Source organism: Sinanaerobacter chloroacetimidivorans, from assembly GCF_018128545.1.
Lineage (GTDB): Bacteria > Bacillota > Clostridia > Peptostreptococcales > Anaerovoracaceae > Sinanaerobacter > Sinanaerobacter chloroacetimidivorans.
The window spans coordinates 185450-206860 of sequence record NZ_JAGSND010000004.1 but is presented as its reverse complement, the minus strand read 5'-3'; the positions used below and the strand labels follow the sequence as shown (position 1 = coordinate 206860).

19 protein-coding genes, 1 riboswitch and 1 other annotated feature are annotated in these 21411 nt (G+C 41.9%); of the genes, 1 reads left to right on the top strand and 18 read right to left on the bottom strand.

Annotated elements, in window-relative coordinates:
* The 4 genes from leuB to KCX82_RS08390 form a co-directional block, all read right to left on the bottom strand.
* Positions 1-720, bottom strand: a 720-nt coding sequence (gene leuB / locus KCX82_RS08405; RefSeq protein ID WP_227018010.1) for a 3-isopropylmalate dehydrogenase, incomplete at its 3' end; no start/stop codon positions are given.
* Between the two features lie 9 nt (positions 721-729).
* Positions 730-1215: a 3-isopropylmalate dehydratase small subunit gene (gene leuD, locus KCX82_RS08400; RefSeq protein WP_227018009.1), complete on the bottom strand. Its 486-nt coding sequence runs from the start codon at positions 1213-1215 to the stop codon at positions 730-732.
* Positions 1216-1240: 25 nt separating this feature from the next.
* Positions 1241-2518, bottom strand: coding sequence for a 3-isopropylmalate dehydratase large subunit (gene leuC / locus KCX82_RS08395; RefSeq protein WP_227018008.1), 1278 nt, complete (start codon positions 2516-2518; stop codon positions 1241-1243).
* A gap of 20 nt (positions 2519-2538) precedes the next feature.
* Positions 2539-4065 (bottom strand): 2-isopropylmalate synthase, encoded by a 1527-nt coding sequence (locus tag KCX82_RS08390; RefSeq protein ID WP_227018007.1) that lies wholly within the window; start codon positions 4063-4065, stop codon positions 2539-2541.
* Positions 4066-4145: 80 nt separating this feature from the next.
* Positions 4146-4386, bottom strand: a binding site (T-box leader).
* Positions 4387-4541: 155 nt separating this feature from the next.
* Between KCX82_RS08390 and KCX82_RS08385 the strand changes: the two genes are divergently transcribed.
* Entirely contained in the window at positions 4542-5348 is an 807-nt protein-coding gene (locus KCX82_RS08385; protein ID WP_227018006.1) for a Cof-type HAD-IIB family hydrolase, read from the top strand.
* 92 nt (positions 5349-5440) lie between these two features.
* Here KCX82_RS08385 and KCX82_RS08380 read toward each other — a convergent pair whose 3' ends face one another.
* From KCX82_RS08380 to KCX82_RS08315, 14 genes are all read right to left on the bottom strand, one after another.
* On the bottom strand, positions 5441-5638 hold the full coding sequence (locus tag KCX82_RS08380) for a hypothetical protein (RefSeq protein ID WP_227018005.1): 198 nt from the start codon (positions 5636-5638) through the stop codon (positions 5441-5443).
* Between the two features lie 91 nt (positions 5639-5729).
* Positions 5730-7211, bottom strand: coding sequence for a sodium/proline symporter PutP (gene putP / locus KCX82_RS08375; RefSeq protein ID WP_264373232.1), 1482 nt, complete (start codon positions 7209-7211; stop codon positions 5730-5732).
* Positions 7212-7216: 5 nt separating this feature from the next.
* Positions 7217-8113 (bottom strand): hypothetical protein, encoded by an 897-nt coding sequence (locus KCX82_RS08370; RefSeq protein WP_227018003.1) that lies wholly within the window; start codon positions 8111-8113, stop codon positions 7217-7219.
* Positions 8114-8118: 5 nt separating this feature from the next.
* A complete protein-coding gene (locus tag KCX82_RS08365) occupies positions 8119-8310 on the bottom strand; it encodes a DUF951 domain-containing protein (protein WP_227018002.1) in 192 nt (63 codons plus the stop codon).
* A gap of 18 nt (positions 8311-8328) precedes the next feature.
* The gene (serS, locus tag KCX82_RS08360; protein WP_227018001.1) at positions 8329-9603 is read right to left on the bottom strand and encodes a serine--tRNA ligase; all 1275 of its coding nucleotides are present in this window, start codon (positions 9601-9603) and stop codon (positions 8329-8331) included.
* Positions 9604-9618: 15 nt separating this feature from the next.
* Positions 9619-11526 (bottom strand): type I glutamate--ammonia ligase, encoded by a 1908-nt coding sequence (locus KCX82_RS08355; RefSeq protein ID WP_227018000.1) that lies wholly within the window; start codon positions 11524-11526, stop codon positions 9619-9621.
* A gap of 176 nt (positions 11527-11702) precedes the next feature.
* On the bottom strand, positions 11703-12746 hold the full coding sequence (locus tag KCX82_RS08350) for a zinc-dependent alcohol dehydrogenase (protein WP_227017999.1): 1044 nt from the start codon (positions 12744-12746) through the stop codon (positions 11703-11705).
* A 105-nt stretch (positions 12747-12851) separates the two neighbouring features.
* A complete protein-coding gene (locus tag KCX82_RS08345; protein ID WP_227017998.1) occupies positions 12852-13784 on the bottom strand; it encodes a phosphoglycerate dehydrogenase in 933 nt (310 codons plus the stop codon).
* Positions 13785-13818: 34 nt separating this feature from the next.
* Positions 13819-14814: a 2-dehydro-3-deoxygalactonokinase gene (locus tag KCX82_RS08340; protein WP_227017997.1), complete on the bottom strand. Its 996-nt coding sequence runs from the start codon at positions 14812-14814 to the stop codon at positions 13819-13821.
* Positions 14815-14824: 10 nt separating this feature from the next.
* On the bottom strand, positions 14825-15742 hold the full coding sequence (locus KCX82_RS08335; protein ID WP_227017996.1) for a dihydrodipicolinate synthase family protein: 918 nt from the start codon (positions 15740-15742) through the stop codon (positions 14825-14827).
* Positions 15743-15851: 109 nt separating this feature from the next.
* Positions 15852-17300, bottom strand: a complete 1449-nt coding sequence (gene aldA, locus KCX82_RS08330; protein WP_227017995.1) for an aldehyde dehydrogenase — start codon at positions 17298-17300, stop codon at positions 15852-15854.
* Positions 17301-17370: 70 nt separating this feature from the next.
* Positions 17371-17490: riboswitch (molybdenum cofactor riboswitch) on the bottom strand.
* Between the two features lie 84 nt (positions 17491-17574).
* On the bottom strand, positions 17575-18675 hold the full coding sequence (locus KCX82_RS08325) for a glycerol dehydrogenase (protein WP_227018104.1): 1101 nt from the start codon (positions 18673-18675) through the stop codon (positions 17575-17577).
* Positions 18676-18824: 149 nt separating this feature from the next.
* Positions 18825-19823 (bottom strand): ABC transporter permease, encoded by a 999-nt coding sequence (locus KCX82_RS08320; RefSeq protein ID WP_227017994.1) that lies wholly within the window; start codon positions 19821-19823, stop codon positions 18825-18827.
* Between the two features lies 1 nt (position 19824).
* Positions 19825-21330 carry a sugar ABC transporter ATP-binding protein gene (locus KCX82_RS08315; protein ID WP_227017993.1) on the bottom strand — a complete coding sequence of 502 codons (1506 nt, stop codon included), beginning with the start codon at positions 21328-21330 and terminating at the stop codon, positions 19825-19827.
* Positions 21331-21411: the final 81 nt, after the last annotated feature.

Genomic DNA, 21411 nt, shown 5'->3' with positions numbered 1-21411 from the left:
AACGATGACGTCAAACTGCTTTGGATTTCTGACCATCTGCATAGCTGCATTGTCAATATACATATGGCTTAATTCAACCTCAGGATAATCTGCTGCAACTTCCGTTACTACTTTTCTCCAATGCCTGGAGCTTTCCAGTACGTTTGCCTTATCTACACTAGTGAGCTTTTTATTTCTTTTCATCGCCATATCAAAAGCTACGATGGCAATTCTTCGAATTTCTTCTTCAGCATAGAGTTCAACATCATAAGCTGCTTTTCCAAGCTCCGTATCCTTATAGCCCTTTTCACCGAAGTAGATCCCTCCAGTAAGCTCACGAACCACGACGATGTCAAGTCCCCCCTGGATGATCTCCGTTTTCAGCGGGCAGGCATCCGCCAGTTCTTCAAAAAGCAACGCCGGTCTGATGTTAGCAAAGAGCCCAAGCTCCTTTCGAAGTCCAAGCAAAGCTCTTTCCGGCCTTTGATCTCCGGGAAGGGTATCCCACTTCCAGCCGCCTACGGCACCCAGTAAGACAGCATCACTATCTTTGCATATTTCAATAGTTTCATCAGGCAGGCAAGCGCCTGTTGCATCAATAGCTGCTCCCCCTGCCAATACAGTACGGTATTCAAATTGATGTCCGTATTTTACTCCTATTTGATCCAGAACCTTTACCGCCTCAGCCACCACATCGGGGCCGATGCCATCACCGGGAACCAGCGCTATTTTGTAATTCATTTCATACTCCTATCTACTTAGATTATTTTTTACGTAATTTACAAGGCCGTCATTTTCAATTATTTTTGTGATAAATTCCGGGAAAGGTTCTGCCTGATAGCTCTCCCCTTTTGTCATATTTTTGATTTCTCCGGTCATAAAATCAACTTCAACCTCATCTCCGGCCTGAATTTTTTGGGCTGCCTCTTCACACTCAAGGATGGGAAGTCCCGTATTAAAGGAATTCCTGTAAAAGATTCTGGCAAAGGTAGGGGCGATAACACAGCTGACGCCGGCCGCTTTGATCGCTATAGGCGCATGCTCTCTTGAGGAGCCGCAGCCAAAGTTCTTTCCTGCTACAATAATATCTCCCAGTTTTACCTTTCCGGCAAATTCTGCATCGATATCTTCCATGCAATGCTTCGCAAGCTCCGCCGGATCAGAAGTATTCAAATGCCTTGCGGGAATGATTACGTCGGTATCGACATTTTCACCATATTTAAAAACGTTTCCCATTTTCTTATCCTTTCTTTCCTTTTGTTTATAGCTTCTCCGGATTAAAAATTTTACCGGCGATTGCGGAAGCGGCAGCCACTGCAGGACTTGCCAGGTAGATTTCCGAATCCACGTGTCCCATTCTGCCGACGAAGTTTCTGTTTGTGGTGGCTACAGCTCTTTCACCTGCTGCAAGGATTCCCATATGCCCTCCAAGACATGGTCCGCAGGTTGGCGTTGAGAATACTGCACCGGCTTTTACAAAGATTTCAGCGTAGCCTTTCTTTACACAGTCAAGATAGATCTGCTGGGTTCCCGGGAAGATGATCAGCCTCAAATTCTTGGCAACCTTTTTCCCCTTCAGGATTTTTGCTGTTACTTCCATATCTTCCATTCTGCCGTTGGTGCAGGAACCGATTACAACCTGATCGATCTTAATGTCTCCCACCTCGTCAATGGTTTTTGTATTTTCCGGCAGATGAGGGAAGGCTACCGTAGGTCTTATTTTTGCCAGATCAATGACATAAGTCTCGTCATAAACCGCATCCTCATCGGGTGCATAAATCTTGATCTTCTTTTTAAAGGCTTTATTCTTATTTTTATGCTCCTTCATGTATTCCTTTGTAATGTCATCCACCATGAAGATGCCGTTTTTTGCCCCGGCTTCAATGGCCATGTTTGCCATGGCAAGCCTGTCGTCCATGGACAGGTTCTTTAAACCGCTGCCCATAAATTCCATGGATTTGTAGAGTGCGCCGTCCACACCGATCATCCCGATGATATGCAGGATCACGTCTTTCCCACTCACCCACTTGGTTGGTTTTCCTATCAGTTCAAATTTGATCGCGGAAGGTACCTTGAACCAGGCTTTCCCCCTGGCCATTCCTGCAGCCATATCCGTAGAACCGATTCCTGTGGCAAAGGCGCCTAAAGCACCATAAGTGCAAGTGTGAGAATCTGCTCCGATAACGGCATCTCCTGCCACCACCAAGCCTTTTTCCGGAAGCAGCGCATGCTCAATTCCCATTTCTCCCACTTCAAAATAGTTTTCAATTTCCTGATCTACTGCAAATTCTCTGAGCATTTTACACTGCTCGGCAGCCTTGATATCTTTGTTGGGAGTAAAGTGATCCGGCACCAGCACGACCTTGTTCTTGTCAAAGACACCTTTTGCTCCCATCTTGTTGAATTCTTTTATAGCAACCGGACCCGTGATATCATTTGCCAAAACAATATCCAAATCCGCTTCGATAAACTGCCCAGCCTTTACTTCTTTCAAGCCGGCATGTGCAGCAAGTATTTTCTGTGTCATGGTCATTCCCATTTTGTCATCCTCCTTCCTGTTTATGCACGATGTTCTTTATCGTAAATCATTTTATTTACTGCGTTGATATAGGCTTGAATACTCGCTTCTATCACGTCTGTGGAAAGCCCTCTTCCTCCATAGATTTCACCGTTTTCGTCACTAATCTTCACCAGTGCATCTCCCAGTGCATCCATTCCTTCCGTGACGGACTGCAGCTGATAATCGTCAAGCTTCAGATCCATCCCAACAATTTTTTCAATTGCCTTAAAGGCGGCATCGATAGGACCGTCTCCTCTTGATACCTTTTCGATTGCTTTTCCGTCTTTGATTACCTTTAATACGGCGGTGGAAGTAATACTGTTTCCGCTGTTGATAACGAAGCTTTCCAGGGTATAGGTCTTTGGAACCTGAAGAGTTTCCTTTGCAAGAATCGCCTCAATATCTCTGTCATATACGGATTTCTTCTTGTCGGCGACTACCTTGAACTTCGCAAAAGCCTGTTCCAGCTGCTCGTCGCTGATTTCATATCCAAGCTCTCTGATCTTGTTTCTGAAGGCGTGTCTTCCGGAATGCTTTCCAAGTACGATGTTGTTATTTCCTACGATCCCGATAGATTCAGGAGTCATAATTTCGTAAGTCTGCTTGTGCTTTAATACACCATCCTGATGAATTCCCGATTCATGGGAGAAAGCATTTTCTCCGACAATCGCTTTGTTTGGCTGTACCTTTACGCCGGTGATTCTGGTAAGCAGTTTCGAAGCACGCATCAATTCAGTGGTAACCACTCTTGTTTCCGCCTGGAACAGATCCTTTCTTGTGTGAAGGGCCATGACCACTTCTTCCATTGCCGCATTACCGGCACGTTCACCGATACCGTTAATGGTACATTCGATCTGGTTGACTCCCGCTCTGATTGCCGCCAGGGAGTTGGCTACGCCAAGACCAAGGTCATTATGGCAATGTGCGGAAATGGTTACGTCATCCAATCTTGGGCACAATTCACGGAGCTTCATGAAAAATTCATAGTGTTCTTCCGGTGTGGTATAACCAACGGTGTCCGGAATGTTTACCGTAGTGGCTCCAGCCTGAATGGTTGCATCAAAAATCCTGGCCATGAATTCCAAATCGCTTCTTGTTGCATCTTCCGCGGAAAACTCGATGTTGCTGCAATATTTTTTAGCATATTTTACGGAAGCAACCGCTTTTTCAATTACAGCATCCGGCTCCAGATTCAATTTATATTGCATATGAATAGGAGATGTAGCGATTACGATATGGATTCTGGGATCCACTGCTTTTTTCAATGCTTCCCAGGAAGCATCAATGTCCTTTTCCGCAGCTCTGGACAGGCTGGCTACTGTGCAGTCCTTGATAATGGATGAGATCGTTTGAACAGATTCGAAATCTCCAGGAGAAGTGATAGCAAATCCCGCTTCAATGATATCCACTTTCATCTTTTCCAGCTGTTTTGCCATTTCAATTTTTTCTTTTAAGTTCATGCTGCAGCCTGGTGACTGCTCTCCGTCTCTCAACGTAGTGTCAAAAATTCTAATCATTCTGGTCATTGTTGTTACCCTCCTATATTCTCCGTAAATTCGTTTATTCTTTGTTAGAACGCAAAAAGTCCCTGAAGCTTTTAGTAAGCTTCAGGGACGATATTATACTACCGCGGTACCACCCTGATTACTGTATGTAACAGTCATCTCACTGGATTCTAACAAATCCTCGACCTTGATAACGGGGTCTGCCGGAATCTTTTACTTTCCTTTGATTTCGAAGATTCTGCTCGGGAGAGAGATTCAATTTTCACACGTACCGGTTTGCAGCTACCACCGGCTCTCTGTAACGTTTTATGGAAAAAAGAGAAGCTCCGTCATTGCATTTATTGTTAGTAGTATATTAAAATACTTTTTCGTTGTCAATGGTTTTTTTCTTAGATCGTGTCTCTTTTAAATTATTTTTTCAGATTTATTCGATTCCTCATACTTTTACTCCGGTCTTTTAGTGTATAATGATTTTGGAGAGAGAGTTAGGAGGTTTTATGTATAAACTAATCGTAAGTGACATGGATGGAACGTTATTGAGAGATGATCACTCTGTTTCAGAGTATACGAAATCAATCATCCAAAGAGCAGCAAAGAACGGCACCGAGTTTATGCTGGCGACAGGAAGAATCTACGGTGGAGCGCGGCGTTATTCGGCGGAGTTGGGGCTAAATACTCCCATACTGGCCTGTAACGGGGCCTTGATTAAAGAAGCCGGCGGCAGGAAAGTATATGGAAAGCCCATTGCTTCGGAAGCTTTGTCTGAGGTTTTTCAGTTTCTGACGGACAAGGGGCTTTATTTTCATTTTTATGGGGAAGAGTGCTTTTATACTGAAAAGTTCTCCCCTCAATGGTCGGGCTTTTATCAATTCAACAATGAGCTTCCTGAGGATGAACGCTTTCCTATGATGGAAGTAAATCCTTTTCAAATTCTTGATAAGGATGAAATTTATAAGGTACTGGTGCATTGTGAGGAGGAAGAACGCGGAGTGCTCTACAGCGAATTAACGGAGCTGCCGGGAATTTCTGTAACCAGCTCCTGGTATAACAGCTTTGATATTTGTGCGGAGCAGGTAAGCAAAGCCAACGCCATTGAGAAGTATGCAAAGGGAAAAAATATACTTCCCTCAGAAATCATGTGTTTCGGAGATAATTTCAATGACATTGATATGATACAATTTGCAGGTCTTGGAGTAGCCGTCGAAAATGCAGTCCCAAAGCTTAAGGAGCTTGCAGACTATGTTACGGGAACCAACAATCAGGACGGAGTGGCCAGGGCAATAGAAAAATTCTTATTCGAATAACGGTTTAAAAAATTGAGTAGGTGTTAAACCTACTCAATTAAATATTACCGTATGTATGATTGTTACTCTTAAAAGCGCTACTTTAGAATTCTTTAGAGCATTCCTTCATAGCGGTCATCCGGCTCTGCTTTCGGTTCCGGTGGAGAATCCACCTCATAATTGGCTTCTGCAGGAGCTTCGATATCTTCTACTTCCTTTGCAGGTTCACAGATGGTACACCCTAAATAGTCATCAATTTTTTTGCCGTCACCGCAGCAGTTGTCGTTTTTCTCCAATTCCTTTTCGGACATAATCTTACCTCCTTTATGAAATAACCCAATATCATTTTATTGTTTTCATTTTATATCTTATACCCAAAATGAACAAGAATAAAAAATAAAATTACTTCTTTACCCAAGGTTTTTTTGATTCCTCAAATTCTTCGGCTAATTCCTTCGGAAGTTTCGTTAGAAGGCTGACAACAACAAGAACCAGAGAAGCCGCCAGGAATCCGGGGATAATCTCATAAATCTGGAAGATACCCCCTTGAGCCTTCATGGAATACCAGTATAAATCCACCACGCCGCCGGTAATCATACCGGCAATGGCACCCTGTACCGTAGTTCTCTTCCAGAACAAGGAAAAGAGGATCAGCGGACCGAAGGCAGCGCCAAAACCGCCCCAGGCACAGGACACAAGACCAAAAACAGAACTGTTGGCATCCAACGCGATGACAATCGCAATGGCGGATACCACTACCACAGTGATTCTGCTTACCCAAACAATTTCCGTCCCTTTGGTACTCTTTTTAAACAGCAATGCGTAAAGATCCCTGGAGGCAGAGGATGCCGTAACCAGAAGCTGTGAGCTGGCGGTACTCATGATGGCTGCCAGAATAGCCGTCAGCAGGATTCCTGCAACCACATCCGGGAACATGGAATTGATCATGGCCATATAAATAGTTTCACCATCTACCAGATCCGGCAGGTAGGCTTTTCCGATAATTCCGATTCCTACGGCAGCGGTAAGCGTTATAATGACCCAGATCATTGCTATCGTTCTGGATTTTTTAATCATATCCGGAGATTGAATTGCCATAAATCGGGTGAGGATGTGCGGCTGTCCAAAATAGCCGAGTCCCCATCCAAGCCCCGAAGCCAGCAGCATGGAATCCACAGCACCATTTTTCATAGGGAAAAGGCCTAAAGATTCGGGAGTCAGTTGTGAAAGTCTCGTTGCCACTTCACCGACACCGCCCATTTCCATCATTGCCATAAAGGGAACCGCAATCAAGGCAAAGAACATGATGCTTCCCTGGATGGCATCCGTCCAGCATACTGCGGAGAATCCACCCAAAGCGGTATAAGATACAATAATAGCAGCACCAAGTATCAGGCCGGTTGTGTAATTGAGGCCAAACACCGTGGAGAATAGTTTTGCTCCGGCTGAAAATTGTGATGAAGTATAAATAAGGAAAAATATTACGATAAAGACTGCGGAAATGATTCTTAGTATATGTTTTGTATCCTTGAATCGATTTTCGAGGAAGTCCGGTATGGTAATGGAATTGCCTGAAACCTCTGTATACTTTCTCAGACGTTTTGCAACAAACAGCCAGTTCAGATAGGTCCCGAGTACCAGGCCGATAGCCGTCCAAATCGCTTCTGAGGTTCCCGCGTAGATCACATAGGCAGTTCCGGGGAGTCCGATAAGCAACCATCCGCTCATATCGGATGCCTGGGCAGACAAGGCGGTGAGCCAGCTCCCTAAATTTCTTCCTCCAAGAATATAATCGCTCAGATTACTTGTCTTACTGTAAAACTTAAAGCCGATGGCCACCATGATGGCCAAATAAATGACAAATACGATTGCAATCGTTATCAAAATATTCACTCCTTTATTTTATTTATAATTAATTGAATTGCTGTTTCCGCATCACAGATATCAAGATCACCCTGCATCTGCTCCATGAGGTCATAATCCCTCACCGGTATTACCAGTTCGTCCTCTTCGCGATCCCCCGCATTGATGACGAGGACCTGAAGTTTACCGGAAATAGCCTTGTTCTTTTGATTTACAGTATCAATTACTCGGTCTTCCAGTCTGGTATACCTGATTTTATCATAGGGGCATTCATAAGTATGCTGAAATTTGCTGGTGCCATTCCTCATATTATAAATGCTGGTATAAATATAGAGATTTTCATTTCCAAAATAAAGCGCCATAACGGAAAAGTTGGAGTATCGCAGGAATCCGTCTTCTCCCTGTTTCCAGAGTAATGGCAAATTGACATTATGAACGTAATCTCTCGGTCCCCTTACAAGAACCATTTCCAGCTGTTCAAGATTCTCTTCCTCTGCCAGCTTCGGAATATTTTCCTTCAGCAATGCTTTGCTGATATCACCGAGCTTGACGAGGTCATAAGCCAGGATCTCATCAAAGGTCTGATCCGAAACCTGCTTTTGCTGTACTCGATACTCCTTTTTCATTCCATGTAATCCTTTTAAAATGAGAAAAATCCCGGCAGCGGTCATAAGCCAGCACATGTATTGCAATGCTGCATTGGTATTGGAGTATAAAAACAGCTTTGGCAGCAGAATCCCTCCCAGAAACCCGGTGAGAACCCCTCCTACGACAGTTCCAAAGCCTTCCTGTGACCAGATATTTTCCGGCCCCAGGAAATAATGCCGGACGGCACCCCTTCTTAACAGTTCTTGGATCTGCTCCTGCTCTTTGGCTACAGCATTCTCGTGCATGGTTTCTTCGGGTGTCTTGACCATTTCCATAGTAATCATTCCTTCGGTATTATTTTTTTTACGCTCTTTTCCAGATCGGGTCTCCCCAGCCATATTTGCGTACCGCAAGTTTCACATTTAATACGAAAATCCATTCCGGTACGCATGACGGTGAAGCGGTTTCCTCCGCAGGGATGCTTTTTCTTCAATTCTACAATATCACCTATTTTTAGAGCAAGAGGTGGCATCATGACCCTCCTTACCGACTAAAATGTTATTCTGTCCGTTCCCATATAAGGTCTAAGGGCTTCCGGTATCACTACGGTACCGTCTGCCTGCTGATAATTCTCCAAAATGGCCGCGCAAGTCCTGCCGACTGCCAGACCGGAACCGTTTAAAGTATGAACAAACTCCGGTTTGCTCTTGGAATCCGGACGGTATCTGATTCCTGCACGTCTTGCCTGATAGCTTTCAAAATTACTGCAGGAAGAAATCTCAACATACTTTCCATAGCTTGGCATCCATACTTCAATATCGTAAGTCATTGCAGATGAGAATCCTAAATCTCCTGTGCTGAGCTTTACAACACGATATGGAATTTCAAGACGTTTTAGAACCTCTTCCGCCGCATTGAGAAGGGATTCCAGCTCCTGATAGGATTCCTCCGGCTTTACAAACTTCACTAATTCCACTTTATTGAATTGATGCTGCCTGATCAGGCCTCTGGTATCTCTGCCTGCAGAACCCGCCTCTTTTCTAAAGCAGGGGGTGTAGGCCGTATAGTAGACAGGAAGTTCCTCAGCATCCATAATTTCATTCATCCTGAGATTGGTAACAGGTACTTCGGCAGTAGGAATCAGGAAGAAATCCTTGGCCGGAATCCAAAACATATCTTCTTCAAATTTTGGAAGCTGCCCCGTTCCCGTCATGGCATCTCTGTTTACCATAAAAGGCGGCAGAATTTCCGTATAACCATGCTCTTCCGTATGAAGATTCAGCATGAAATTTATGATAGAACGCTCGAGCCTTGCTCCCATTCCTTTATATACGGTAAATCGAGCCCCGGAAATTTTCGCAGCTCTTTCAAAATCCAGAATTCCCAGATCCTGACCCACATCCCAGTGAGCCTTGAAATCAAAATCAAAGACTCTCGGTTCGCCCCATTTTCTGACCTCTACATTATCTGCATCGCTTTTCCCTACAGGGGCAGATTCCGACGGTGTATTGGGGATATTTAAAAGGGTGCTTTTCAGCTGTTCTTCTACTTCGCTGACTTCCGTATCCAGCTTTTTAATTTCATCGGAAAGAGCCTTCATCTCTTTCATCAGCTCCGTAGTATCCTTTCCCTCTTTTTTCAATTTGGGAATTTCCTTTGAATCAAGATTCTGCTTGTTTTTCATCTGTTCTACAGAGGAAAGAATACTTCTCCTTTTTTCATCCAGCGCCAATACCTGATCGATTCCGTAATCACCCTGGCCTCTGGATTCAACTGCTTTTTTCACAGATTCAAAGTCTTCTCTGATTCGTTTCATGTCTAACATTTCTTCTTCTCTCCTTTACAACAGATTCTTTTTATATTCCATATAGGTATTCACAAGCTCCTCGATCTTTGATTGCATTTCGATTTGGAGATCGGAAGCCTCATTATAGTTTTTACTGTCCAATGCCAGTTTTATCCTTGTAAGCAAGGATTTTTTCTCTATTTGATCCTGTCCCAGATACACTCTTAATTTTTGTATCTTGGTCCAGTTCAGAACGTCATAATCGGTGCATTCATTATCGGGATGCATTTTTTTGCATTCTCTTACCAAAGCCATGGTGTTGGGAATAATTCTGTTATGAAGCTCCGTAGCCCAGGCTCCCACTGTTGCTTCTTCGTAAGATTCCAGGGTGATATTGTCCATAACCCCATCTTTCATGAGGATTTTCAATTTATCCGGATATTCCCGGAATGCACTGATATTTTCCCAGACGGTAGCAGGAACTTTTCCGAAGAGCTTGTCTCTTTCTTCCTCACTGTATTCGTCAAATACGTCCTTTTCGCTTCGATATTCACGACGGGTTTCCAGATAGAAATCTTCTTTACCGTACTTTTTCGAAAGGGAGCCTTCCAGTTCCTTTGTTGTTTTCCCTGCTTCCAGAGCCGCGGTTATCCCATCCAGCATTGCCAGATAAGCAGTAGCCAGTACCAGATAGGTATTGCTTTTGGGATTTGGAGAGCGCAGCTCAAATCTGGTAGACAGCGGATTATTGATGTCACGAACCAACCCGACGAGCACCGTCCTGTTTCGTGAAGGAACCTTTGCCGTATGACCGATGGAAGTTACAATGCATACAGGAGCCTCAAATCCGGGTTTCAATCTGTTCAACGCATCATTGGAAGATGCGATGAAGGGATTCATCACCTCATAGTTCTTCAGGATTCCGAGCAGCGCTCCAAAGCCTATCGGATTCAGGTAATCCTCTTCCATATTCTTCGGTGCAAATAAGTTAATTATTTTTCCATTTTTCAGTTTGGCAGCTACCCCGATATGGGTATGCTCTCCGTTGCCTGCAACGCCTTCCATAGGCTTGGCCATAAAAGTAACATCCAGGCCATGGGCTCTGAAAACATCTCTTACCACATATTTTACCTGGTTTTCATTGTCGGCAGCCTGAAGAGCCGTACTGTATCCCCAGTCGATTTCCAACTGCTCCATCACATGGTCATATTCGCCGGAGGTGCCCAATTTTGCTTTGATTCCTCCGACCTCCTTGTGGCCCATTTCAATATTGAATCCATAACGATCCAGGATCAGCAGCGATTTTTCCAATGCTGTTCTTACCGGACCAATGGTTCTCTTCCAATACTGCTCCTTCAGAATCTGCGAGGTAGAAAGCTGTTCCCGGTCCGCTTTGTCATCCGGAGTCTTTACCCAAAATTCCAATTCGGTGGCCGCTGTTAAAACGATATCATCGATTTCATCAATGGAATCAATCTCCAGATAATCAAAAACATAAGGATTTTTTTCAAGAAGGCTGCGGACACCTATTTTAAATGCCTTTACCGTATCTCTAAGGATGACTCTTGAACCAACTTCAAAGGTATCATTATGAACCAGGAAGGAAGGAATTCTCAGAGTGCCTACAGGCAGCTTGGTATCCTCTGTCACATGGTTGAAATTATAATCAACATACCAGTTAACACTTAAATCCGGTATGATGTCTACTTTGGCATTATTCAATTCCGCGATTTTCGGAAGTACTACACTGGATCCGTCCGTTTGAACGCCCTGGGACAGAAATTTCTCCATATCTTTTATGAACAGCTCCACGGGTATTTTTTCATCCGTATCGTGGCCGCCGATATCAATCCCTACCAGGGAAACAAACTTCACTTCCTGATGTTTGGAAAGCAGTTCGGTTATCTCTTCTACGGTATGGTTTTCCGCGGGAATATTAAACAGCATTCTATTTATTATCATCTCGCAAGGGCTCCTCTCTTTATTTAAATATTAAGTATTATCTATTTCTGTTGAGTCTTAGAGCCGGTTTGTCATTGGTTAAAACTCTTAACATATTATTATAACTTTAAATGCCGCACTTTTCTAGCCTTTTTTAAAGGTATGGGTGAAGTAAGCACCTGCTAAACGAAACTTTCCTATTTTGGATCAGTTACAAGTATAAGTTTGTTAAAGTCAGTGATTTCTTTATTATGGAGTTTTATAATAAAATCTGCGGCTTCGGATAGAGGCAGCTGCTTACTGATTACATAATTTGTTTTCAGCAGACCCTTTTCTAAAAGATCCAAAATTTCTTTATACTCCCCGCTGGAAGCACAAGATCCTTTTATTGTCAGCTGCTTCGTTATGACACTGGCTATATCCAATTCAAATTTTTTATCTAAATTTGCCAGAGTCACTAAGGTACCGCCCTTTTTTAAAGATGCAATTCCCATATGGAAAGTGCTTTGAGCTCCGGCCGCATCATATCCGTAATCCGTCCCTTGCCCGCCGGTCAGTTCCATTATAGCAGTACTCACGTTCACCTTTTTTAAATTAATAACGGAATCAGCTCCCAACTTTTGTGCCAAAAGCAGTTTTTTATCATTTCGGCCAACCACAATGAGATTACCACAATTTCTTAGTTTAAAAAATTGCACCGCAAATAAAGCAATGGTCCCGGTACCAAAAATGACAACGGTATCGGAGGAAGTCAGATTCAGAAGATTTATGGCATGAAGAGCAACTGACATTGGTTCGACCAAGGCTGCCTCTTGGTAGGATACGTGATCACCGATTTTATATAAAATATGCTCCGGAACTGCAAGATACTCACAATAAGCGCCATGCTGTCTGTAATCATCACAGGAAACTCCATAAACCTTCCTATAGTCACAAAGGTTAAGCTGTCCTTTCCGACAGAATTCACACCGGCCGCAATAGATAGTAGAGTCAAATGTAACCCTGTCTCCTGGTTTAAATTCCGTTACCTTCGCACCGGCTTCCGTAATCATACCGCTAGCTTCATGTCCCATAATGATCGGCACCTGCCGTCTGTTGGATTTGCCGTCGATACCGTGGATGTCACTCCCGCAAACCGATACGGCCATTATTTTGACCAAAACTTCATTATCCTTAATTTTGGGCATCTCTACATCCGTATATTCAAGTTTCATATATTCTTTCATAATCAGCGCTTTCATTCTTATCTTCTCCTTTATCAGAAAAGGTAGAGTTTGTTATCTCTACCTTTTCTTATTTTTACAAATGAAAAAACTCTCTTGTAAACTCTTCTTTTAAACTTTCTTTCACTCATTTTGAGATAAATACTTAATGATGTTACGGGCAGCAATCATGCTTACATCATTAATAGATTCAAAGGAGTACATCCCCATATGAGGAGTAATCGTAACCTGTTGTAATTTTAGTAAAGGATAATCCTTGTTTGGGGGTTCTTTTTCAAGGACATCCAGTCCTGCCCCGGCGATATGTTTGCTTAGCAGCGCTGCCAGTAAGTCGGTTTCGTTAATAATTCCGCCTCTTGAAGTATTGATAATAAAACTTCCCCTTTTCATCATATTGAGCTCTTTCAAGCAGATTAAATTTTGAGTTTGATGGTTTAACGGAACATGAACAGACAGGAAATCAGCAACAGAAAGTGCTTCCTCAAGGGATACCGGTTTTACATAATCTTTAAACTCTTCCGGAAGCACTGATAAAAAAGGATCGTAAACGAAAACCTTCATTGAAAATCCATGAGCCCTTCTTGCTACATTTTTACCGATTTCTCCAAATCCAATCAGAGAAAGATTTTTTGAATAAACGTTTACACCGAACACCTTTTCCCAGGATCCTTCCTTTACACTCTTTGCCGCACAGGAAGTTTTGCGTGCCACATCCAGAATAAGCGAAAAGGCTAAATCAGCAACAGCGTTTGAGTTTACCGCAGGCACATTATCCACTTTGACCTTATATCGTTCCATTATTTCTAAATCGATATTATCCAATCCGGTCCCGTGTTTACACACAATTCTTAGTTCAGGAGCTTCCTTTACCGCTCCTTCCGTTAAAGGATGGGATCCTATGATAAGCCCGCTGCATTCTTTCAGTCTCTTGCGAAATTCCATTTCATCAAATTCTTTATTATAATATTCAATATTCATGCCGGCCTCATTTAGCAGTTTTAACGGTTGATCGCTAACCTGCCCAAAAGATTTAGAGGTAATCAGTATTTTTTTCATAAATTAACTCCTAGCTTTCTTTATCCTTGATGCTTTAACTATTTATAATATCAACAAAGCCTTCCACGCAGCAATTCATCTTATTTCTTGCCAAAGCAATCGTCTCAAGACCCGTATTCCATGTTAAATATCGTAAAACTTCCAGGTAGGTGTTTGCTATGCTTTCTTCTGCATAGACCGCTATATTATTTGTCTGTTCCCATTTACTCTTCAGATGTTTCAGAAAAGATTGCATGACAGTGCTGGTTACCACACCGCTCAAGCAGCTTCTCCTTTTATAGTTATCTTCAATATTAAAAATTTTCATGGCATGGATAATATAAACGGCTCGTGCAAATCCATATTTTTGTACATACTCACATCCCTTTTTGACCGCGTTTAAATCAATGCTTTGAAGCTTGCCTTCTTGTACTTCCGTAGAAGATGCCAGTACTGTAGCTGAAGTCAGTGCGTGAAAAATCTCACCGGAGAAAAGAGAAAATATATCAAGAATCGTTTCCTTATCCATTAGAACCGCATGGGTATGAGAACCGGGTAATAAAATTATATATTTTGAAGATTTCCATTGAATTGGCAGGTGATTGCATATACCTGCTATTTCGACCTCCTCTCCCCGGAGGTTGTTAATTTCTTCGATTACATCCCATGACAAATCCATTGATGTAGTCTTCAAACCGCGAATCAGATGAATTTCCCGGTGAAACAAGGTATGCTCAAAATGAATAAAGATGGAAGCTTTTATCCCCTGCTTATCAATCGGAATGGCCGCATGCGGTACTTCCACCAGTCCATAAGGGCTTGTGATCATTCCAGAGGCATATATGCAGGAAATGTCATGGTCAGTCAGTCCTGCTTTGTGAAGCAAAGAATCATAAATTGTTTTCAAACCCCTGACAAGTAAGCTTTTATCATTACATATAGATACATCTTTAGATCCAATATTTAAATTTTGACTACTTATTACGGTACTGTTCTGAATCAGGTATCCTCTCGTATTGCTTGTACCACAATCAAAATAAAAATAATACATTTTCTTCCTCCTATGTACGAGCTTCAAGCTCCGAAATGCGATTCAATGCCTGCTCAATCAATTCTTTTATTTCCCTTATTCTTTCTTCTTTGTCATCATAGTTTACGGTCAGCGGCAGTCTCATACAGCCTGGATCAAAGCCTCTTGCTTTTAATGAAATATGTGAGGAGACCAGACTGTTGCCTTCTTTGATCCTCTCTCCCAACTCATAGGTAATTTCATAAGCTCTAATGGCTTTATCCTCATTCTGATAGGAATATCGAAATAGTGCCGACACAATCTCGGGTGTGTAATTACACATACCCGCTATCATGGAATCAACCCCCAGTTTCCGAAATGCCAGCCAACCTGATGTTGTTCCTGATATATATTGAAAATTCTTGTTATTGATTCGGTTGTCATTATAAACACATGTTGCAAGCTTTATATCTACAGCGCTGTCTTTGACCCCGCATACACCGATTTCTTCCAACCTGCACAGTTGATTCCAGGATAAGGATTTTCCTGTAATTTCGGGATTATTGTAAGCAAATACGGGTATGTCTTCCGCATCAACCAATGCAGAATAGTAATGTATAATTTCTCGATCCGTATATTTATAATGAAAAGGCAAAATCGCACTCACCGCATGGAGCCCTATTTTTTTTGCATACTTGGTCAATTTTATGGATGAAGATGTATCAGCACAACCTGTATGCGCTATTATGAATACTTCCGGGTTTTTCAGGCTAACTTCTTTTGCCAACTCATATACTCTTAATCTTTCTTCTATTGAGAGAAGGAATCCTGATCCATAAGTTCCTGTTACAAAGAAGCCATTTACCCCTTTGCTCAGCATCCAGTCCATGTGCTGCTTACATTTTTTTTCATCTATTTTGCCTTCTTCATCAAAGAAAGTTAAATTTGGTGCAATAATTCCCTTTATCATTGTAAATCCCGCCTTCCCGTATATTTTATTCATTAAGGCTATTCTCAGCTATTGGGGGAACTACATTGTGTAATTCCCCCTTTTTTAAATTTTATATTTTGATTTCTTACTAATATAAATCTGTTTTATAATTCATATATACCGCTCTTGTCTTTAGGAATTCCTGAAAGCCATGCTTACCGTCATCGCCGCCAATTCCGGATAATTTCCATCCGGCATGGTAGCCATGGTATGCTTCTCCCTGTTGTCTATTGACATATAGTTCTCCAAATTCAATATTGTTGGAAAAGAGCATAATTGTATTATAATCATTGGTATATAAACTTGACGTCAACCCATATTTGCAATCGTTTGCAAGCTGTAAAGCTTCATTGGCAGTTTTAAAGGTTGCTACCGGTAGGACAGGGCCAAAAACTTCCTCTTGCATGATTTCTGATTTTTGACTTACATTAATCAAAATTGTCGGCGGGTAAAATGCACCCGATCCCTCTGGCAAAAATCCTCCCAGAATTATATTTGCACCGGCTGCAACAGCCCTTTCTACCATATTATGAACTCTTATGGTTGCTTCTTTGTTTATCATTGCACCCATGGTATGCTCCGGATTGTCTATTCCATCTCCGTAAGTCGCGGCTGCCATACGCTCTTTTATCATGTTTATAAATTTCTCGGCGATGTTTTGATGCACGTAAAGCCTTTCGGCGCAATTGCATATTTGCCCGGCATTACCCAATCTGGAACCTACCACACAGTCTGCTGCAAGCTCAAGATCCGCATCCTCCATTACGATAGCAGGCGCTTTTCCCCCTAACTCTAAAGATACTTTACAAACATTATCGGAGGAAGCACGAATGATTTCTTGTCCCGTTTCTACGCTTCCGGTTACGGTAATCATATCAACCTTCGGATTTCTGGCGATAGCCTCCCCGATAACCGATCCCTTTCCGGAAATAAAATTTACTGTACCGGCAGGGAAGCCAACTTCATCAATTATTTTTGCTATTGCCAAGGTAGAAGCGGGTGTTTCCCCGCTTGGCTTGCAGACTACGGTACATCCTGCTAATAAAGCGGGTGCTATTTTTCTGAAAAGCACATACACAGGAAAATTCCATGGCATGATACAGGCAACAACGCCTATGGGTTCTTTAAATATCATAATATTTTCTTTATTGCTATTATCCCCAGCCAGGATCTCCCCTTCTATACGCCTGTCCCAGTTTGCATGATACTCAATAAGCCCCGTAGCACCGGTGATTTCTCCCATACTTTGATGTAATGTTTTTCCTTGTTCTTTCGAAAGAATAACGGCTAAATCGTCTGCATTCTCCATCACTTTTTCAGCTAATCTTCTTAAGTAGTTTCCTCTTTCCACAGCTGTAATTTTGCACCACTCTTTTTGTGCTTTATATGCAGCTTCTATACTTTCATGAACTTCTCTTGCGTCACATTTGGGAACTTCATATACAATTTTTCCTGTTGCAGGATTATTGACAGCAGAAAACTCGCTGCTATAAGCCTCCCGGAACACTCCATTGATATAGACTTTAAATCTTTCCATAATACATTCTCCTTCACTTTGCAAGTAAAACTAATCTCAGTTAAGGAAAATGAGTACAATAAATATTAAATTTTATTGCAATTCATTCCCTTTTCAAGATGGAAGGCATACACGTTTCCCTGTATACCCTAACGGTCAAAGCCCCATTGCCAAACACTTTAGGTGCTAAGACTCGGAAACAAATTTGATTTATTGAGTGTGAAATTCTTTACCCTTTCTCAATCAACTCCTTCGCAGAATTTTTATAGTACCTTGAATTCACCTCCTTTCAGGACTATTCTTCATTCTTTTTAAAATACGCTCCCAATTTATCAGCAACGATAACAGCCTCATATAGGCTCTCTTCTGTAACTGGAAAAGGCATATGATGTGTGATTTCATTTGCACATGCAGCTGTAACCGCTTGTTTCAATTCTGCATCTGTGATATTACCCCAGCCTAAATCTGCCAGAGTCAAAGGCAGGCCGACACTATAGAAGAAGCTTTGGACCTTATAAATCTCATCAGAACCAACATTTTCAAGAACTAATTGAACCAGCGTTCCAAAAGCTACACACTCACCATGCAGGAAATGATGCTCTTTGTGTAATGCTGTAAATCCGTTATAAATTCCATGTGCTACGGCACATCCATTATTCTCAAACCCCACACCGCTAAGATAGATATTTGCCTCTATTATATTTTCTAGTGCCTTTGTCACTGTTTTATTCTCAACCGCAATCTTTGCTTTCAACCCGTCTTCCAATAGAATCTGCCTGCTCAATTTAGCCAGTTCATAAGAAGAATTAGTTCCAAACCCTTGAAATATATTTTTAGCTCCGGAATTTTTACATGCTCTTGCTTCATAATAAGTTGCAAAAGCATCGCCCATTCCTGAAACCAATAATCTTACCGGCGCTTTTGCAATAATATCAACATCTACCAAAACCAAATCAGGGTTTTTAGGTAAAATTAAATCCTTTGGAAGCTCATTTTCTTCATACATAACTGCCAGTGAACTGCATGGGGCATCTGTAGAGGCAATGGTAGGGGCAATAACCAGGGGCGCACCTGTATAATGCGCAACCGCTTTAGCGGTATCCAAGGCCTTGCCCCCTCCCGCTCCCACTACGGCATGAAAGCTTTGCTCTGTGAAAACAGATTGTACACGTTTTACCTCATCAGGTGAGCTTTCTCCATTAAATTTCACCCAAACCAGTTCAATATCAGTGTTTTTCAAACTTTTATTCAATTGATCTGCGAGAATTTGATATACATTTTCATCCGCTAAAAAAAGAAATTTACTTCCATATTGCTGTAAATAATGATGAATGTCATCCAGTATATGCCTGCCCTGCCGATATCTTGACGGGTTCCCGATTACTTGGCATGTCATAGGTATACTCCTTTCTATTACACAATCTGATATTATTAAATTTTGTGCATAGCAATAGCATACGAAATGCCATTTGCTATGCACGCAGCCCTATTGCGGAGGAATGACAGCAATAGGGAGGAGAGCCTTTTTTCAAGGATTGATAGAATTTAAACCGGCTTTTTTTCACGGTTTGTAATGTGTTGCAGGAAAACCGCCAGTACAATAATTAGACCCTTTATGATCTGCTGAGGATACGCCGCAATGCTCATTAAGCTCATTACATTTGTAATAAGCCCCAGAACCAAAACACCTATAATAGTATTGACAACGGTACCTTTACCCCCGGAAAGGCTTGCTCCTCCGATTACGCAAGCTGCAATGGCATCCAGCTCCAAGCCGGTTGCGATGGAAGGCGCTGCAACTGATACACGAGATGTGGCAACAAGTCCGCCTAAGGCACAAAGCGCTCCGCAGATCGCATAGGCAAAGAATATGTACTTGTTTACGGTAATACCGGCAAGTCTTACTGCAGTCTCATTGCTTCCAGAAGCAATGATCAGCCTTCCAAATACCGTATTCTTTGTGATAAATACGAAAAGTAAAATAAAGAAAACTCCTAAAATAACAGGCCACGGGATACCTGCAATAGACTTGGCCCCAAAAGAACTCAGCAGTAAGGTTGCAGGTTCTCCCATTGGAAGTCTAACCGGCTGCCCATTTGACATTAAGTAGGCAAAGCCTCTAGCCATTGTCATTGTTGCCAAGGTTGCTACAAACGGGGCCATTTTTAATCCGATTACGAAAAATCCGGTGATAGAACCAATCAGGAAGCCGACTGCCAGAACGATTAATATTACACCGACAAGCGCTCCTGCAGAAGTCATATTATAATTGGCGATAAGGATACCGGTAAACATACCGCCAACTGCAGTTACCGAAGCTACTGACAAGTCAATGCCGCCTGTCAGAATAACCAGAAGCATTCCAAGAGATGCCAATGTCAGAGGGACCAATTGTCTTAATAAATTCATGATATTGGTAGCGGTAAAGAATGCGTCTGATAAGATCGTTGATACAATAATCAGTACAACCAGTATAACAATTGCGTTATACTTCATCATTAAATTTACAACATCTACGTTTCTATTGTTGATTCTTTCTTCCATTTCAAGAAACCCCCATCGATAAATTAATTAGATTCTGCTCCGTGATATTTTCTTTTGTTACCTCACCGGTGATCTCACCATGCCGCATTACCAGAACTCTGTCGCTCATACCTATTACTTCTGGCATTTCGGAAGATATCATGACAATTGCTACACCCTGTTCTGCCAGACTGTTCATTACTTTATAAATTTCCACCTTCGCTCCTACATCGACACCTCTGGTAGGTTCATCAAAAATCAATACCTTACACCCTGAAATCAGCCATTTCATGAGAGCAACCTTTTGTTGATTACCTCCCGACAGTGAGGATGCACAATTATTTTGATTCGGGGTTTTAACAGTCAAAAGCTTAATGATTTCATTTACTTCATTGATTTCTTTTTTATGCTTCAATACCCCAAAGGGTCTCGATGAGAATTCATGAAGAGTACTCAATGTTCCATTGATTCGAATCGACATGTCAAGCAATACACCCTGTTGCTTACGATCTTCAGGCAGCATTCCGATCCCCGCTCTGACAGCATGTTTTGGACAATTTATCTTAAACACGTCACCATTTAAATAAATGACTCCACTTTCTTTTTTATCAGCTCCAAAAATTGCTCGCATGGTTTCAGTACGTCCCGCGCCGACGAGACCGGCAAATCCCAGCACTTCTCCTGATTTCACTTCAAAACTGATATTTTTCACCATGCTGCCGCAATTTAAATTTTCAACCTTTAAAACTGTTTCTCCGACCTTCGCATTTCTTTCCGGGAAAAATTCACTTAAATCTCTTCCAATCATATAAGTTACCACTGCTTTTTCATTCGTGTCCTTAACCTCAATGGTCGTTACATTTCTACCATCTTTCAATATGGTAATGCGGTCACAAATTCTAAAAATTTCTTCTAATCGATGAGATATGTAGATGATGCATACACCCTTCTCTTTCAGTTTATTAATAACAGCAAATAATTTTTCGACTTCTTTTAATGTTAAAACTGCAGTCGGCTCGTCGAAAATCAGAACCTTTGCATCTCTTGATATTGCCTTGCATATTTCAACGACCTGCTGATATGCCACGGTAAGTTCGGAAACAGGCTTACTTGGATCAATATCTCCAAACCCCATTTCCTCTAAAACAACTTTTGCTCTCTGCTTTAATTTCTTCCAGTTTACAAGTGTCTTCCCCTCACCGAGACTGTCTATAAAGATATTCTCTGCTGCAGTAAGATGCTTTGCTAATGCAAACTCTTGATAGATTACTGAAATACCGCAGTCCTGGCCCTGTTTGGGGTTATTGATAGAGACTTCTTTACCATCAATCTCGATCTTTCCTGCATCCTTTTCAATTGCTCCTGCCAAAACCTTCATCAAGGTTGATTTCCCTGCTCCGTTTTCACCGAGTAAAGCATGGATTTCCCCTGGTTTTGCACTAAAGCTAACATTATCCAAGGCTGTAACCCCACCGAATCTCTTAGAGATATCGGTCATCTTCACCATATCATTTTTTGTATTATCCATTGCATTACCTCATTACAAATTAAGAGTTATGTAAGAACTCTTACCATAAAGTGAGATTGTAATATAGGAGGGAAAACCTCC

What these genes read in the sequence shown, in the direction of transcription:
- KCX82_RS08350 (WP_227017999.1), bottom strand. Translation starts at nt 12,746, where the DNA reads ATGAAAGCGCTGATTATGAAAGAATATATGAAACTTGAATATACGGAT.
- KCX82_RS08370 (WP_227018003.1), bottom strand. Translation starts at nt 8,113, where the DNA reads ATGGAAATGGTCAAGACACCCGAAGAAACCATGCACGAGAATGCTGTA.
- KCX82_RS08320 (WP_227017994.1), bottom strand. Translation starts at nt 19,823, where the DNA reads ATGGAAGAAAGAATCAACAATAGAAACGTAGATGTTGTAAATTTAATG.
- KCX82_RS08385 (WP_227018006.1), top strand. Translation starts at nt 4,542, where the DNA reads ATGTATAAACTAATCGTAAGTGACATGGATGGAACGTTATTGAGAGAT.
- KCX82_RS08335 (WP_227017996.1), bottom strand. Translation starts at nt 15,742, where the DNA reads ATGATAAAGGGAATTATTGCACCAAATTTAACTTTCTTTGATGAAGAA.
- KCX82_RS08380 (WP_227018005.1), bottom strand. Translation starts at nt 5,638, where the DNA reads ATGTCCGAAAAGGAATTGGAGAAAAACGACAACTGCTGCGGTGACGGC.
- aldA (WP_227017995.1), bottom strand. Translation starts at nt 17,300, where the DNA reads ATGGAAAGATTTAAAGTCTATATCAATGGAGTGTTCCGGGAGGCTTAT.
- KCX82_RS08340 (WP_227017997.1), bottom strand. Translation starts at nt 14,814, where the DNA reads ATGTATTATTTTTATTTTGATTGTGGTACAAGCAATACGAGAGGATAC.
- serS (WP_227018001.1), bottom strand. Translation starts at nt 9,603, where the DNA reads ATGTTAGACATGAAACGAATCAGAGAAGACTTTGAATCTGTGAAAAAA.
- KCX82_RS08390 (WP_227018007.1), bottom strand. Translation starts at nt 4,065, where the DNA reads ATGACCAGAATGATTAGAATTTTTGACACTACGTTGAGAGACGGAGAG.
- KCX82_RS08325 (WP_227018104.1), bottom strand. Translation starts at nt 18,675, where the DNA reads ATGACATGCCAAGTAATCGGGAACCCGTCAAGATATCGGCAGGGCAGG.
- KCX82_RS08365 (WP_227018002.1), bottom strand. Translation starts at nt 8,310, where the DNA reads ATGCCACCTCTTGCTCTAAAAATAGGTGATATTGTAGAATTGAAGAAA.
- leuC (WP_227018008.1), bottom strand. Translation starts at nt 2,518, where the DNA reads ATGGGAATGACCATGACACAGAAAATACTTGCTGCACATGCCGGCTTG.
- KCX82_RS08355 (WP_227018000.1), bottom strand. Translation starts at nt 11,526, where the DNA reads ATGATAATAAATAGAATGCTGTTTAATATTCCCGCGGAAAACCATACC.
- KCX82_RS08315 (WP_227017993.1), bottom strand. Translation starts at nt 21,330, where the DNA reads ATGGATAATACAAAAAATGATATGGTGAAGATGACCGATATCTCTAAG.
- KCX82_RS08345 (WP_227017998.1), bottom strand. Translation starts at nt 13,784, where the DNA reads ATGAAAAAAATACTGATTACCTCTAAATCTTTTGGGCAGGTTAGCGAT.
- leuD (WP_227018009.1), bottom strand. Translation starts at nt 1,215, where the DNA reads ATGGGAAACGTTTTTAAATATGGTGAAAATGTCGATACCGACGTAATC.